Annotated in this window: 14 protein-coding genes and 1 pseudogene; 9 read left to right on the forward strand and 6 right to left on the reverse strand. The window is 42.3% G+C overall.

Features of this window, described 5'->3' with window-relative positions:
- From tnpA to A9260_RS16590, 4 genes are all read right to left on the reverse strand, one after another.
- A partial coding sequence (gene tnpA, locus A9260_RS06665; RefSeq protein ID WP_068697402.1) for an IS66 family insertion sequence element accessory protein TnpA occupies nt 1-225 on the reverse strand: 225 nt, incomplete at its 3' end.
- A 61-nt stretch (nt 226-286) separates the two neighbouring features.
- Nucleotides 287-514, reverse strand: coding sequence for a hypothetical protein (locus tag A9260_RS06670; protein WP_068697404.1), 228 nt, complete (start codon nt 512-514; stop codon nt 287-289).
- A 154-nt stretch (nt 515-668) separates the two neighbouring features.
- Nucleotides 669-2,912, reverse strand: coding sequence for an ankyrin repeat domain-containing protein (locus A9260_RS06675; RefSeq protein ID WP_068697406.1), 2,244 nt, complete (start codon nt 2,910-2,912; stop codon nt 669-671).
- Between the two features lie 245 nt (nt 2,913-3,157).
- A complete protein-coding gene (locus A9260_RS16590; protein ID WP_082957075.1) occupies nt 3,158-3,298 on the reverse strand; it encodes a hypothetical protein in 141 nt (46 codons plus the stop codon).
- A gap of 190 nt (nt 3,299-3,488) precedes the next feature.
- On the opposite strand from A9260_RS16590, the pseudogene A9260_RS06685 reads away from it, so the two are divergent.
- The 4 genes and pseudogenes from A9260_RS06685 to A9260_RS16895 all read left to right on the forward strand — a co-directional run.
- Nucleotides 3,489-3,795, forward strand: a pseudogene (locus tag A9260_RS06685) (IS66 family transposase); the annotation flags it as partial.
- A 12-nt stretch (nt 3,796-3,807) separates the two neighbouring features.
- Nucleotides 3,808-4,263 carry a hypothetical protein gene (locus A9260_RS06690; protein WP_068697411.1) on the forward strand — a complete coding sequence of 152 codons (456 nt, stop codon included), beginning with the start codon at nt 3,808-3,810 and terminating at the stop codon, nt 4,261-4,263.
- Nucleotides 4,264-4,648: 385 nt separating this feature from the next.
- Nucleotides 4,649-5,593 (forward strand): ribosome biogenesis GTPase YlqF, encoded by a 945-nt coding sequence (gene ylqF / locus A9260_RS06695; RefSeq protein ID WP_068697413.1) that lies wholly within the window; start codon nt 4,649-4,651, stop codon nt 5,591-5,593.
- A 125-nt stretch (nt 5,594-5,718) separates the two neighbouring features.
- Nucleotides 5,719-5,880, forward strand: a complete 162-nt coding sequence (locus tag A9260_RS16895) for a hypothetical protein (protein WP_156684008.1) — start codon at nt 5,719-5,721, stop codon at nt 5,878-5,880.
- A 24-nt stretch (nt 5,881-5,904) separates the two neighbouring features.
- On the opposite strand, the gene A9260_RS06700 is transcribed toward A9260_RS16895, so the two are convergent.
- Nucleotides 5,905-6,906 carry a CobW family GTP-binding protein gene (locus tag A9260_RS06700; protein ID WP_068697415.1) on the reverse strand — a complete coding sequence of 334 codons (1,002 nt, stop codon included), beginning with the start codon at nt 6,904-6,906 and terminating at the stop codon, nt 5,905-5,907.
- A gap of 885 nt (nt 6,907-7,791) precedes the next feature.
- On the opposite strand from A9260_RS06700, the gene clcA reads away from it, so the two are divergent.
- Both clcA and A9260_RS06715 read left to right on the forward strand, forming a co-directional pair.
- Entirely contained in the window at nt 7,792-9,186 is a 1,395-nt protein-coding gene (clcA, locus tag A9260_RS06710; protein ID WP_068697419.1) for a H(+)/Cl(-) exchange transporter ClcA, read from the forward strand.
- A gap of 110 nt (nt 9,187-9,296) precedes the next feature.
- Nucleotides 9,297-10,262, forward strand: a complete 966-nt coding sequence (locus A9260_RS06715) for a TDT family transporter (protein WP_068697421.1) — start codon at nt 9,297-9,299, stop codon at nt 10,260-10,262.
- A 46-nt stretch (nt 10,263-10,308) separates the two neighbouring features.
- Here A9260_RS06715 and folE read toward each other — a convergent pair whose 3' ends face one another.
- The gene (gene folE / locus A9260_RS06720; protein WP_068697422.1) at nt 10,309-10,962 is read right to left on the reverse strand and encodes a GTP cyclohydrolase I FolE; all 654 of its coding nucleotides are present in this window, start codon (nt 10,960-10,962) and stop codon (nt 10,309-10,311) included.
- A 170-nt stretch (nt 10,963-11,132) separates the two neighbouring features.
- On the opposite strand from folE, the gene moeA reads away from it, so the two are divergent.
- The 3 genes from moeA to tal all read left to right on the forward strand — a co-directional run bounded on the left by moeA (nt 11,133) and on the right by tal (nt 14,240).
- Complete coding sequence (gene moeA, locus A9260_RS06725) at nt 11,133-12,371, forward strand: molybdopterin molybdotransferase MoeA (RefSeq protein WP_068697424.1); 1,239 nt, start codon at nt 11,133-11,135, stop codon at nt 12,369-12,371.
- Nucleotides 12,372-12,383: 12 nt separating this feature from the next.
- On the forward strand, nt 12,384-13,136 hold the full coding sequence (moeB, locus tag A9260_RS06730) for a molybdopterin-synthase adenylyltransferase MoeB (RefSeq protein WP_068697426.1): 753 nt from the start codon (nt 12,384-12,386) through the stop codon (nt 13,134-13,136).
- A gap of 147 nt (nt 13,137-13,283) precedes the next feature.
- Nucleotides 13,284-14,240: a transaldolase gene (tal, locus tag A9260_RS06735; RefSeq protein ID WP_068697428.1), complete on the forward strand. Its 957-nt coding sequence runs from the start codon at nt 13,284-13,286 to the stop codon at nt 14,238-14,240.
- The last annotated feature ends 67 nt before the right edge of the window (nt 14,241-14,307 follow it).

Here is a 14,307-nt window from a genome sequence, read left to right on the forward strand (position 1 = left end):
CAGTGTGAGCACCACCACACTTGCGGTGTAGCCGACATTATTTTCGGTCACCACTATTGGTTGAACTTGAATTTGTTCTTCTAGTTTATTGAGTTTTTTAAACCAATAATGAAAGGTTTGGTAGTTAATGCCATTATCGAGGCAAAACTGTTTAATCGTCGAGTTGCTGTTTAGTTGCTGCTCAAGTATCTGAGCCCAGTGATGACGTTTTTGTTCTTGATTCATAATATCTCCTTTAAAAAAGATACTATGACGAAGCTAGATTTCTATTGATAGGTGGGTTTCGTTAACCGCTTACTTTCTCCGAAACTTTCTTTAATATTCTCAACCGCTCTGAGATACTCGCGATATCTTGGTCCGAGGACAAATTATCAGCACTGATAGTGATGCCGAGATGCCTTTGTACACTCTCAAGGTACGAAAGGTAGGACTTTACTGAGTCGGCTACTTTATCTTTAGAACCTACACCGTTAGCCTTGATGTATGCGATGTACTGCTGTTGCTGTGAAATCATGCTGCTTCCCTGGTTTATCTTGTTCGATACAGATGCTAGCTGTTATTACCAACACGTGCTTCTAGTACCACCATAGAACACAAACCGTTCTAACTTCATCTATATGTTTCTATTGTTCTCCCCATAATTCGGCAAGTTACTGTTTATTAATCCGTTAAATTTGACCATCTAGACTGTCTTCTATATACCGTTTCACGTCATCGGCCTTAAAATATTCCGCGATATCCAAGCAATCAATAGCTCTTTTAGGGAAAGATGTACCAACAGGAACCGTATACGTTTTTTTCATATCCCCACCGTGTTCGATCATTTTTTTGAACAATTTTAACTCATTGAGCTCAGCAGCCAGCATCAACGGCGTATAACGCATACCATTTTTTACCACTTCAATATTTGGATTGGCACCAGCATTTAAAAGGATTCGAGCAATCTGGCGCATAGAAAAAGGTTTGGGGAAGCGTTCCGTCACATATTCAAATATAACGTCCATCATCGCGAGGAACCTTGGGTCCTGCTGTTGAGCACTCAATTGGGAACTTAACTCTGCATTGAATGGTGAGCTCGTCCCTGCAAATAGAGGCTTAAGCTGGTTTACTGCTTCTTCACTTGGCATCGACATAAGACTTTCCTTGAACTTGCTCGGATTCTTGATCATTGCAAGCTTATCCAAACACGCATACAGCGGCGTTTGATATTCAATACTCCCCTTCAGATCAACAGTTATATCCTTGCTCATCGATAGCACCTTTTTCACGATCTCTGGACGACCACTCTCAACCGCAGCAAACAAAGGAAAGTTCATTTTTCGTGTAGAGACTATATTTAGAGTTTTCTCACTGTGCGCATGCTCTGAGACAAGATTGAAAATTGAGTCGTCAAGTGGCGACGTCGGCTCACTAAAATCAAGATTCGCTAGTGCAATCAACAGCGGCGACTCCCCTACTTCGGAAAGAGCATTTACACTTGCACCCGATTCAAGCAGCTTTTCAACTTTCTCAACGTCGTTATTTAGACAAGCATAGATAAGTGGTGTTGTCTTTCGCTGAGCGCCCCCATCCAGACCAATTTCAATTTTCTTTCGCTTAGAATCAATGTGATCTGAAGAGTCGATTTCTTCTAGAATATAACCGACTTTCTGCTTGTATACCGGCCATTTAATTCCTGGATAACAAAGTTCATCTGGGAAGTAACGCTTAAATTCAGTGCGATAAGATTCCACTTCGTTGTTAGCTAGAACCTGATATTTACCTGAACCTTCTGCCTGGTACCCTGCTGGCATCAGCTCATTGAAAAAGTAAATTTGTGCCGTTTTTAATCTCTTGAGAAAAACTAAATCTGGCCTAGCTTGGTGAGCGGCGACCAACAACGACTCTTTGATAATCTCTCCTAGCACTGCTTTTGAATGATCCCGATACAAAACCTCTGTAAACGCTTGCTGATAGTACTCGTTCGCTTCGGTTAGCTCCCCAGACCAAATCGAATGCCTGGCTTTGTACCAAAGTAGATGATGGTACGCTTCTATCTTGCTAGGAAGCCCATCAATCACCAGCTCCAAGTTTGTTAACCGCTTTTCAAACTCGTTCTTGTGGCTCACAGACTTTGAAGTATGACTGACTGCCTCGTACCACTGTTTCAATGAACGGATCTGTTCGCAGAACTCATGATAATTTTTACTACGATTCCTGTTAGCGTCCAGAAAGGCTTTTGCATGTGAAAATGATACGTTCGTAAACGTCGAACTTGATTGTATATAACGAACAAAACGCGAGCTAATGATACCCCACTTGATCATTCTCCATGATTCGTCCGATAAGGCGTGATCAGCTGCGCTATCCATACTCATCACAAAACGAAAAGAAGGAAGTTCAGTTCCATTCCACCACGTTCGTAGCCGGTCTTTCATGTCCTTATCATCAAAACAGCTTTGAAGTAATGGAAGCATGTCAGGATTGAATAAGGTTAGCTCCATGTCATTTGGCAGACAGAGAGCTTGTCCATCTTCCTCTTCACTCAAAAAGCAACTAAGTGCAAGGTTTTCAAAAAACTGCGTGCGCTCAAACAGTTCACTCGCCTGCTCAACAGAAAGACGATCCAATGGATAGTTTTTCATCCAATGAGCGTAACGTTTGAGTAAGTTAACCAAAAAGTTTTCAACTCTCGCTGATATCTCGTCATCAAAGTTTTGTCTTATTGGGTTCAGAATATTCAACGACAATATCGCGTAATACTTGTCGATGCTTAGCTCTTCTGATTTGCAGCTATCATCAAGTTGCTTAGCTGCACGCCTGCTCTCATCTTCGTCACTAGCTGTTTTTACGTCAAATGCAATAGCGACTTCACGAAGTAAACACTGAATAGTTGGATACGGCTTAGCTCGTTTTTTGTGAGGCAGCTTCATTACTGATTATCCTTAGAATGTCTTTCTTGAAGTTAATGTAAGCCCTTCGGTCACTGGGAGTGGAAGGTATGGTTATACGTTTACCTAAAGGTGATAACAATGCAATATGTTTGGTACCACGGACAGCGGTCCAGCAGCTCAATTTCACTAATGAAAGTACAAACTTATTGATATCCTTATCTTTGCTCATTCTTCGCATATAAACTCCTTCATAGGGCCGTGAACCGACCCTATGCCAAAATGAATTATTTAGAACGCTTATCTACGACACTCTGAGCTTTGGCTGCAAAGCTGCCTTTAGGAATTTTGCCTCCATTGGCTTTCGCCGTAGCTGACTGTATGCGGCGAACATCAGTTTGAGTTAAAGGTTTCTTAGATTCCGTCATGGTATAGCTCCTGGTTGATTAAGACAGTTACATCTTAGTAATCAGGACTATAAAAATCGGCGAGGTGATTGGAGATATTATTTAAAATTTTCATTTACTTTTGTGAGCTTTCAGACCATCAATAACTCATCGTTGAAATAAGCGTTCTTTCATCCATTTATCAACCTCACTCTCAACCCAGGCCACAGGGTCTAGCTCACTGGGTAAAGCGATTAAATATACGCTTGGGCAATGGCCTAAGCTTATTCGCTATATCGATGATGGTCACAAATAACCGTGCTGAACGCGCAATTAAACCGCTGATCATTGGTAGGAAGAACTGGTTGTTCTCGAGCACACAAAATGGGGCTGACGCGAGTGCGATGCTTTACAGCATCGTCGAAACAGCCAAAGCAAATGGTCTTATCTTGTACGACTATCTGGTCAAATGCATGCAGGAGCAAGCGAAAGCTGAACCCAATATCGATGAACTCCTACCTTGGAACTTCAAACACTAACAATATCGCCCCGTGGGATCATGGGGCGCATACGCAAATATAGAAGGAAAGGCCATCCGTAGTCGTATTTTTCGGGCTTGGAATAAACGACTGTTCAGCAGAAAAAAAGAAAAAGAAAAAGAAGGATATAAATATTACTCTTTTGGCTTACCAAAGCAGGTAGTAATACAACTCGATGATTTAATAAATAATGCGTATGAGGACAACCGGATTGAAGCTGTCATTACTAAATTAATTGAAGACAATTACAAATCGGTTCAGCAAATCAAGGTCGAGACAAAGCGTCAAAAAGAACAACAATCTGTACAACGCATGTGGGATGACGAAAAGACAATGACTAAATTAAGAAGCGAGCGTCACAAAAAAATCAAAGCATTCAAGAATCAGTACAAAAGCAATGTCAAAAACTACTCAACCAATATCAAGAATTATTTTAAAGGGCGTGATACCGACACTAAAATAATCTAGTATCCTAAAAACACAGAAATCATGCTTAATTCTATCATCCGAAAGGTAAGTTGAAGTGCACTTTACTTTGAAAGATTTTATTTTGGTGCTTTTGGGAGCTGCTACTTCGAATTATCAAAATCAGGTTATATTATCACCAATACAGATGGTATGACCCAATAACGGAATACTCTGAAGATCCATTTGTTTTGATTTGTCAAAGCTTTCATCGTGTAGGAGTGTGTTCCTATATACAAGAAAATGTTAATATCGTCACATTAATTGCTGATGTGGCTATGGGTGACTTGGATTTTGCCTTTGGTACCCCAAAATCGAATTTCATCACTTGGTACCCCACCTGATACCCCACCAGTCCAAATATAAGAATAAAAGGTATTAAATACATATGGTTGCAAGCAAAATCCAGTGGTTCCCAGGGCACATGCACAAGGCTCGCAAAGAGATTGAGGAAGTAGTTCCTCAAATCGATGTGATCATTGAAGTATTAGATGCTCGCATTCCTTATTCTTCTGAGAACCCTATGATCTCAGAAATTAGGGGTGATAAGCCATGTGTGAAGGTATTAAACAAAAGAGATTTGTCTGATCCTGAATTGACTCAAGTGTGGATTGAGCACTATGAACGCCAAGAAGGCGTCAAAGCAATGGCCGTCACCACAGAGAATCCTCAAGAAATTCATAAGGTCATGGAGCTGTGTCGTAAATTAGCCCCTCACCGCGAGGCGATGGGCAAAAATATTCGCACCATGATCATGGGCATTCCTAACGTAGGTAAATCGACCATCATCAATACATTGGCCGGTCGTACTATCGCACAAACAGGTAACCAACCTGCGGTGACTCGTCGCCAGCAACGCATCAACTTGCAAAATGGCGTGGTACTTTCTGATACACCAGGAATTTTATGGCCTAAAGTTGAAAATCCACACAGTGGTTTTCGTCTGGCGGCAACGGGTGCTATCAAAGATACCGCGATGGAATATGACGAAGTTGCTTTCTATACCGTTGAGTATTTAGCAAAACAATATCCTGAACGTTTGAAAGAACGTTACCAGCTTGAAGAGTTGCCAGAGACAGAAATCGAACTGATGGAAGCCATTGGCAGAAAGCGTGGCGCATTGCGTTCAGGCGGCCGCGTTGATTTGCATAAAGCCTCAGAGATTCTATTGCATGAACTGCGCCAAGGTGTGTTAGGACAGCTGACATTAGAACTGCCAGAGATGATCTCTGAAGAGATCATTGAAGTGGAAAAAGAAGCCGTACGCAAAGAAGAAGCGAAAAAGAAAAAGAAAGAAGAGCGACGTAAACGTTATTTACGCAATAAGCGCTAATAATCTTTCTATATTAAGACCAATCACAGTAAGTAAATGGTCAAAAATAGCGTTTAATCGTCTACATTTCATACAATGATGAGCTATTCTCTTTTATAAGGGAATCTTCATTAAAGGGATATAAGATGATTCGACGCTATCTATTACCCGTTTTGGTTTTAGCCTTATTGGTTTCTGCTGTCTATGGTGAGCAAATTTGGCAATCACTCAATGGCAACCCAATCCGTGATATTCAAGATTGGGCGCAGAGTGTTATTAAAGGCTTTAACGACTTTATATCAGGTTAATCCCACGGGTTAACGTCAAATGGTTTATTGTTCTGTAACCGCATCACTAGCAGAAAGTCCTGCTAATGTTAACAAGATACCTTCTAGCTGATCCCAAGGCATAAGCTGACTGTCAATCACTTCCATACGTGACTCAAAGCCCTCTAAAGACATTTCATTAACCGAAACTGTCCCGTCTGCCACATTAAATGCAAAGCAGCCTTTTTCTGTGTTAATCACCGCTTTAATACGCTCTGCGGTTAAGTCTGAAAACAGAGAGAAAATATCATCAAATGGGAAGGTCACTTCCGGTCCAAACAGCCAACCACAACTGAAATAGCCCTGCCCTTTGTTTTCTTTACGTACAAACTTTTGATTTGGCGGAATACCAAATTGAGGCTCCATCGCTGCGTGATGATGGTGATGCGCTTCAATTTCTATATTCACGTTAGCTTGTATGACTTCATCAAGCAGTTCCGTCTCTAGCTGACCATTGCTGGTATTCACAACACGATAAGTAAAGCCTTGTTCAGCAAGCCACACTTGCATATTGTCATTTTGTGCTTGAGTCGCTAATTCAGTTTTGTTGGCAACCACAATATCGGCAACCGCAAGCTGCTGTTGGAAGTTGTCATTGCTAGTGTACTTTTCATCATCAAAATAGCGCGCATCAGTCATGGTCATGGTAGTGCGAAGTTCGATATACGGCAGGTACTGATCTGAGGTAAGCGTAGCCATGACTTCTTTAGGATGACCTAAACCTGTCGGCTCGATCAATAGACGATCGGGTTTCTGGCGAAGCAACATATTTAGGCCAACACTCATAGGCACACCTGCGGTGCAGCACATGCAGCCACCAGGTACTTCTTTAATGATTGCACCCTGCTCTGACATTAATGCACCATCGATGCCTATCTCACCAAATTCATTGACCAATACTGCCCACTTTTCATTTTCTGGTTTGTTTTTCAGTAAATTCAAAATAGCCGTGGTTTTACCTGTTCCTAAGAAACCGGTGATGATATTTGTGGGAGTTTTATTAGACATAGCAAGGATTCTATACAGACGAATTGAGCGGTAGAGTTTACAAGAATCACATTAATGGAGGAAGTTAAAACATCAAATATGAACAATTTCATTGCAAAAAAACATGAGCTTTTAAATAAGCTTATGTATCGCCGTGGTGGTTATTATCTTAGAACTAATACTGTATCCCAGATATTTCCTGCATGTGCGTTAAACGTATTCAATATTGTAAACAAAATACCCATTGTCATTGCCGTCATCAGTACGTATTCCACGACTTTCATTCTCAATCTCGTTATCTATAAAAGTTCATAACCCATCAAATAATTCAATATGAATGAATAACAGGCAAGCGATGAAGAATTATACATATGCAGTACAAATAATAAATATGTAACGCATATAAGAAATCGAAAAGCAAGTTTGCGTTTTTATGGGTGAAAATAGGAAAAATTAAAGGCAATAACAGTGCTATGATCACTGCATAAAATAACACAAAGGCGCATTTAAAATGCGCCTTATGGTCTCGTTACTCAATCGTGAGTTTGCGAATCTCGCGGGTTATAAACCGGAGAACTATTAACGAGCATTACAGTATTTTAAAGCTCTTCAGCCATATTGCGATAATACTTATCTAACTTAAGCAAGTTGCGATTAAACAGTAAGTTCATCGACATGAAGTGATATTTTCTCCTAGAGGAATTCCCTATCTACTTCACCTCTTTAACTATGGCAAAGGTTACAAAAACTGCAAGTATATAATGAAAAAATAACTAGATTAGTTTACGCATAACCTGTGTAAACTGTGCATTATTATTCGTTGATTTACCTGCCTTTATTTATTTATCGGCTTATAATTTAGTTTCATGATTTTAATTAACCACTGGTGTGAAAGGTCTCATTACAATGACAGCAAGAGAAAAAATCAAACGGTCCCTACTAGCAAGAATGCCAAAGGACACGATTAGTCAATTTCTCTCTCGTGATAACACCTCATTTTCGGTTTTATTTTTATCTGTTCTGGTTGGCGTTCTAGCCGGCTTAGTCTCGACCTCTTTTGAAGCGGCAGTACACTTTGTGTCTGATACTCGTACTGATTGGTTAAAGCAGTCTATCGGTGGTTTAGTTCCTCTTTGGCTAGCAGCCTTTCTTATCAGTGCGGCTCTTGCATTTTTTGGTTACTATTTAGTACACCGCTTTGCACCAGAAGCGTCTGGCTCCGGCATCCCTGAAATCGAAGGCGCAATGGAAGGCGTTCGTCCTGTTCGTTGGTGGCGAGTATTACCCGTCAAATTCTTTGGTGGTACTGGTACGCTGGGTTCAGGCATGGTACTTGGTCAAGAAGGCCCTACCGTACAAATGGGTGGCGCTATCGGTCGTATGATCAGTGACATCTTCCATGTTAAAAATGATGATACTCGGCATACTCTTTTAGCTGCCGGTTCTGCAGCTGGTCTGGCAGCGGCATTCAATGCTCCACTTGCCGCGATCATGTTTGTAGTTGAAGAGATGCGACCTCAGTTTCGCTACTCTTTAATTTCGATTCGCGCGGTAATCATCTCATCAATTAGTGCGACTATTATATTTCGCGCCCTTAGAGGTCAACATGCGGTCATTCAAACGCCGCAATATGTCTCTCCTGAACTGTCTACTTTATGGTTGTTTTTACTGCTTGGTATCATGTTTGGTATTTTTGGGGTGGTCTTCAACCGCTTGGTGACTTTCTCACAAGATGCCTTTGTAAAATTGCATCAAAATAAACGTGGTCGCTACTTGATTACTGGTAGCTTAATCGGTGGTAGCTTTGGTTTGATCCTGCTGTACCTTCCTGAAGTGACAGGCGGTGGTATTGAGTTAATTCCAACCATAACCACTGGCGGATTTAGTGTCGACCTTTTGTTGTTCTTATTTGCAGCTCGTATAGTGACCACCATGCTCTGTTTTGGCTCTGGTGCTCCTGGTGGTATTTTTGCGCCAATGTTGGCTCTAGGTACACTATTTGGCTACGCCTTTGGCCTGATTGCGCAGCATATGTTCCCTGAGCTACCAATTACTCCCGGAATGTTTGCCATAGCCGGTATGGGCGCACTGTTCGCCGCAACGGTTAGAGCACCTATCACAGGCATCTTACTGGTTATCGAAATGACCAATAATTACTATTTGATCTTGCCACTTATTATCACAAGCTTGGGCGCGGTAATCTTCGCTCAACTACTCGGTGGCAAGCCAATCTACAGCCAATTATTAAACCGTACATTAAAGAAAACCAAATTAAGGCAGGACGATCTTCCTACAGAATAGGAATCTATTTGCAATACAAGTGTTGACCTTGCTATGATCGCTTACTTTTCTTTACACCTTGATCGATTGATCAAGGTGTTTTCTAATTTAATGCATAACAGGAATACTTGTTGGACTGGAAGCGCTTTGTACAATATCACAATGTCCCCCCCTCTCAGGCAGCACTTGCCTTAGGAGTCATTGGTTTAGGCCAAGCATGGGCTCTTTACATTCCTAGTATTGGTGAAGTCATTCGCCCTTACCTTGCCTGCTTTGGCGCACTTCTGCTACTTCCTGTTTTAATGAAGTATTTATCAAATAAAGCGGTATTCATGACCGATATTAAGCATCCTTTAAGAGGCAGTTTAATGGCACCAATGAGTATGGCTTTATTGATTTTATGTGATTATCTTGCGGTTATATCACCCTATATTGCTTATCCACTTTGGGTGGTGGCATTACTGCTGCATATTACGATGATGGTGCTGTTTTTTGGTTTTCAGTTAGCCAACTTTAAAATGTCTAACATTGTACCCAGCTGGTTTTTATATCCGGTAGGGGTAATTAGTAGCTCTCTTGCAGGCACACAGTTTGGCCATACGGTCTTTTCTGAAACCTTAGTCATGACCTGTGTTGCTATCTATTTCTTTATGCTGCCATTGGTGCTCTACCGATTGGTATTCTTTGGCAAACTGCCGCGCAAAGCCCGTCCAACGCTGGCCATTATGGCCGCGCCAATCAATTTAACCCTTGCCGCTTATTTGGTGAACTTTCCCGATCCTGATCCAATATTAACCGGAGCATTAGCCGGCATCGCCATCACCATGACCCTGCTGATTTACCTATGCTATATCAATCTGCTTAGTTTGAAATTTCAGCCTTCTATTGCGGCGGTAACTTTTCCGTCAGTGATTAGTGCAGTGGCAATGTCACGACTGACATCTTGGTTTGAACATGCTCATTATGATTGGTATTGGTTACATCAATTTGGTATGTTTGAGCTGACTATTGCGACTTTATTGGTGATATGGGTATCGATAGGTTATGTTGCGATGTACTGGCCTGAACGGTTTAAACCTCGACATAAAAGAGGATAAACCGCAGTCACTAGGCCAGTGATAGTATATTGATAGCGCGGGAGGATTAACTTAAACCGTGTAAGAACTCATGGCGAGTTGCAGGGTTTGATTTGAAGATCCCACCTAATGCCGTAGTAGTAGTTTCACTGGTTGCATCCATCACACCACGAGATTTAACGCAGTAGTGCGTAGCATCAATTTTCACCGCAACATCATCACTTTCCAGTAATGTTTGCAGAGCAACGAGAATTTGCTGAGTCATTCGCTCTTGCACTTGTGGGCGCTGGGCAAAGAAGCGCACGATGCGATTGATTTTAGATAAACCAATGATCTTCGTTCTTGGGATATACGCCACGACAGCGCGACCGTCGATGGTCACTAAATGGTGCTCACAAGTACTGGTTAACGTAATATCTTTTACGCGAACCATCTCGCTGACATTCATTTTGTTTTCAATCACGGTGATTTTTGGAAAACGCTGATAATCTAAGCCTGAGAACACTTCATCTACATACATTTTAGCAATACGTTTTGGCGTATCTTGCAGAGAATCATCGGTCAAATCCAGTTGCAATAGCCCCAAGATTTCACGCATATGGTATTCAATTTTATTCTTTTTATCATCAGCTGTAAGCTCGTTTGGCACCATAGGGGTTTCTAAACCTCTACTGGCAAGAGCTTCTTTTACTAACAGTGCTGATTCACTTAAACCTGACATTTGTCCTCCGTCTCTACAACTTTGCATCGCGCAATAAACATTTACACGAGCGCAAATGAGAATACTTGTATTTGGTCAAAATTACACTATCTAATTTAATCCCTTAAGTGCCTCTATTAGGCGCTCGTGTTACAGTTCTTTTTTATCTTCGTACAAATTAAGGAACTATGATGGGTTGCTGTGACGCTCCGGGCCTAATGCCAATCGAAGAGGCAATGGCTAATATTCTCCAAAACACGCACACGGTCAAAGAAACCGAAACATTACCATTGGATAAAGCCTTAGGTCGCGTTCTCGCCAGCGACATCTTATCCCCTATCCATGTTCCCCCTTTTGATAACTCCGCTATGGATGGATACGCGGTAAGAATTGCTGATCTCAAAGTAAATGCAACTCTGCCTTTAGCCGGACAATCTTTTGCCGGCGCACCGCTGCAAGGACAATGGCCAGCACTGAGCTGCATTCGCATTATGACTGGCGCGCAAATCCCACAAGGTTGCGACGCGGTTATTATGCAAGAGTTAGTGACCGTCACCGGCGACGGCATTGTATTTGACCCTGCCAACGTTAAACCTAATCAAAATATCCGCCCTGTTGGGGATGATATTAAAACGGGTCAATTGGTACTCAGCCAAGGTAAGCGATTAACCGCGCGTGACTTACCTATGCTTGCCTCACTCGGCGTGGCTGATATTCACGTTTACCGCAAACCGATAGTGGCGACCTTCTCAACGGGCGACGAATTAAAACCGGTTGGCGTACCTTTAGGTGCAGGCGAAATCTACGACAGCAACCGCTATGGCACTATTCCACTGTTTGAAAAGTTTGGTTGTGAAGTGGTTGATCTTGGAGTGATTCCTGATGATCCTAAGTTATTAGTTAAGGCCTTCGAAGAAGCGCAATCGAAAGCCGATGTAGTCGTGACCTCTGGCGGCGTCAGTGTTGGAGAGGCCGACTTTACTAAAGATATTCTTGAGCAAACCGGAGAAATTGGTTTTTGGAAATTAGCCATCAAACCGGGCAAACCTTTTGCCTTTGGTAAGCTTGATCATGCCCTGTTTTGTGGATTACCCGGTAACCCAGTTTCCGCATTCATGACTGCCTATATTTTGGTACAGCCGTTACTGGCAAAAATGAGTGGCGACACTGCTTGGAAAGCCGAGCCTATTATTCAAGCAAAAACACATTCTGCATTTAAAAAATCACCCGGTCGCACCGATTATCAGCGTGGTATTTATTCCATTAATGAAAAAGGTGAATTTGAAGTTGAGACTACCGGTAATCAAAGCTCTGGAGCATTTCGTTCTATGAGTCTGGCCAATTGCTTTGTGATATTAGAACGTGAACGTGGCCGAGTGGAAGTGGGCGAAACGGTTCAAATTCAGTTATTTAACTCGACACTTTATTAAGCAGAGGCCGATATGGAAATCTTGAGCGATAAAGAGATGCTGCGTTATAACCGACAAATCATCTTGCGCTCCTTTGATTTTGAGGGTCAAGAGGCCCTCAAACAAGCTTCGGTATTGGTGATTGGAGCGGGTGGCTTAGGATGCGCGGCAACGCCCTATTTGGTGTCAGCAGGTATTGGCAGTTTGACGATTGTTGATGATGACATAGTGGAAATATCGAACCTGCAACGTCAAATACTGCACACTGAGGCTGACATTAACAGCCTCAAAGTAGATTCGGCTAAACAGAGTCTTATTCAGCTCAATTCAGGTTGTAAGATCAGCGCCATTGCCAAACGTTTAAACAATGATGAACTCGCGGATGCGGTCGCAAAACACTCTCTGGTCATTGATGCCAGTGACAACCTTGATACGCGAAATCAATTAAATCGTGTTTGCCACCAGCATAAAACGCCTCTAGTTTCAGGGGCGGCGATTCGATTAGAAGGGCAAGTCATCAGCTTTACCTATCAAGATGGCGAACCTTGCTATCAATGCTTGAGTACTTTGTTTGGCGCGAATGAATTGAGCTGTGTTGAAGCAGGTATTCTCGCGCCTGTAGTGGGTGTGATTGGCAGCATGCAAGCACTAGAAGCCATTCGCCTATTGGCTAACATTGGGCAACATGCACCGGGCAAACTAATGATGTTTGATGCGCTGAGCATGAAATGGCAAGAATTTACCCTACCAAAACAGCCGCAATGTACGGTCTGTCATCAAGGATAATCATTAGGTAAACGTTTGCGGATAATTTTAATCACCTTCTACCGATGAAAACGATTCACAAACTCCTCTCAATACCTTAGATTAATCTTATCTATCGGGGGTAGTCATTAGCACTGCCCTATTTCTCTTGTATAGGATGGACAAGACATGAGCAATAAACTAGAACAACTTCGCTCTATGACTGTAGTGGTTGCAGACACTGGTGATATCGAAGCCATTGCAAAGTATCAACCTCAAGATGCGACAACAAACCCTTCATTAATTTTGAAAGCGTCTCAACTTGATCACTACGCTTCGCTTATCGATGACGTGATTGCTAAGACCAAACAAAAGTTCGATAACCTAGAGCAGCAGTTAGCGTACGCTGGCGATTTGCTTGCCGTTAATATCGGTAAAGAGATTCTAAATATCGTTCCGGGTCGTATTTCTACCGAAGTCGATGCTCGATTGTCTTACGATACGCAGCGCAGCATTGAGCGTGCTCGTGGCCTGATTAAGATGTACGAAGAAGCGGGCATTGCTAAAGATCGCGTGCTAATTAAACTGGCTTCTACTTGGCAAGGCATTCGCGCCGCAGAGCAACTCGAAAAAGAAGGCATCAACTGTAACTTAACGCTTCTTTTCTCATTTGCTCAAGCTCAAGCGTGTGCTGAAGCGGGCGTATTCCTAATCTCACCATTCGTTGGCCGTATCATGGACTGGTATAAAGCCAAAGAAGGTCGTGATTTTGAACCAAGTGAAGATCCAGGCGTTCAGTCAGTTACGACTATCTATGACTACTACAAAGCCCATGGCTATAACACTGTCGTAATGGGTGCAAGCTTCCGTAACACAGGTGAGATTCTTGAAATCGCCGGTTGTGACCGCTTAACCATAAGCCCTGCACTGCTTGAAGATCTTGGAAATGCTCAAGGCGTTGTCGAAGAAAAACTTATCGATAATGGCCAAACTCAAGAGCGTCCAGCACCACTCACTGAAGCGCAATTCTTCTGGGATCATAACCAAGATCCAATGGCAGTAGAAAAACTGGCTGAAGGTATTCGTTTGTTTGCTGTTGACCAAGTTAAACTTGAGAAAATGCTAACAGAAAAACTGACTGCTTAAGTTTTTACTGTAATCGCAGATTTTAGCGATATCGATATTCCAAAGACATAGCCCCTGCAATTATTGC

Source organism: Vibrio sp. UCD-FRSSP16_30, assembly GCF_001676025.1.
Taxonomy (GTDB): domain Bacteria; phylum Pseudomonadota; class Gammaproteobacteria; order Enterobacterales; family Vibrionaceae; genus Vibrio.